Raw genomic sequence first — 988 nt, 5'->3', positions numbered from 1 at the left:
CACGTCGTCCTCTGCGTCCATGATGTCGACATAACGCTTGAATTCTATCAACACCTGCTAGGCATGACTCCGCGAGAGGAACGCCCCGGCAAATGGTCCCTACATTTCGGTTCAAACAAAATCAGTCTTCAAGTTGCAGGCACAGCACCGGATCTGGCGATAAAAACCGTTCCGGGAAGCGGTAATTTCTGTCTACTGACCGACACACCAATCGAGGAAATCACCGCGAAACTTCGCGCGCATGACGTCACTATCGTGGAAGGTCCTTCTGAGAAACTGGGCGCCGTCGGCAGGCTTATGTCCGTGTACTTCCGTGATCCAGATGACAATCTGGTCGAGGTAAGCAACAAGCTGGCACAATAAACGAATTGCAACACAAAGGCAGCCACGCAACCAGGGTCGAGAAAGAGCACAAGCTTTTCGAATTTTGCATCTTAGCCAATACTCAATGTAGCCTCGACGTCGAAACCAAGAGCACAAATCTGCTGGCTGATCACAGCTAAGGTCGAGGCCATGAGGCTCTAAGAACTGGAGAGCAGTCATGCCCAGAACGGGATTCATAGATCATATCGGCATCGCGGTGCCGGATCTTGCGGCGGCGAAGGCCTATTATGACGATCTAATGCCGATCCTTGGCTTCAAGGAGTGGTTCAAAACCGAACCGGCATTCAACTACGGACCGGATGGGAAACTCGGGACGCAGCTGTTCTTCTACCAGGCGAGGGACGATGGGCACTATTCGCGCCATGCTACTGGGTTACAGCACTTGGCCTTCTCGGTGGAAACGCGTGAGGTCGTGCGTGAGGCGTACAATTGGGCACTCTCGCGGAAGTCACATATTCTGGACGAACCCCAGGAGTTTCCTCAATACGGGATCCACTATGCGGCCTATTGGCTCGACCCACACGGCATTAAGCTCGAGGTTGTCTGCCACAAAGATGGTGAAAGCAGTTGAGACATCAAACTATCACCAGTGCTCCAAATGCGG

The 988-nt window shown here is 52.7% G+C and carries 2 protein-coding genes; both read left to right on the top strand.

Annotation, left to right across the window (positions count from 1 at the left end; genetic code table 11):
• A partial coding sequence (locus tag ACR0K1_RS25600) for a VOC family protein (protein ID WP_480852322.1) occupies positions 1–363 on the top strand: 363 nt, incomplete at its 5' end.
• A 178-nt stretch (positions 364–541) separates the two neighbouring features.
• The gene (locus tag ACR0K1_RS25595) at positions 542–955 is read left to right on the top strand and encodes a VOC family protein (protein ID WP_480852321.1); all 414 of its coding nucleotides are present in this window, start codon (positions 542–544) and stop codon (positions 953–955) included.
• The last annotated feature ends 33 nt before the right edge of the window (positions 956–988 follow it).

The organism is Ruegeria sp. F5 (assembly GCF_056533845.1).
The sequence above is the reverse complement of the archived record's forward strand: the minus strand, read 5'-3'. Positions and strand labels throughout refer to the sequence as shown.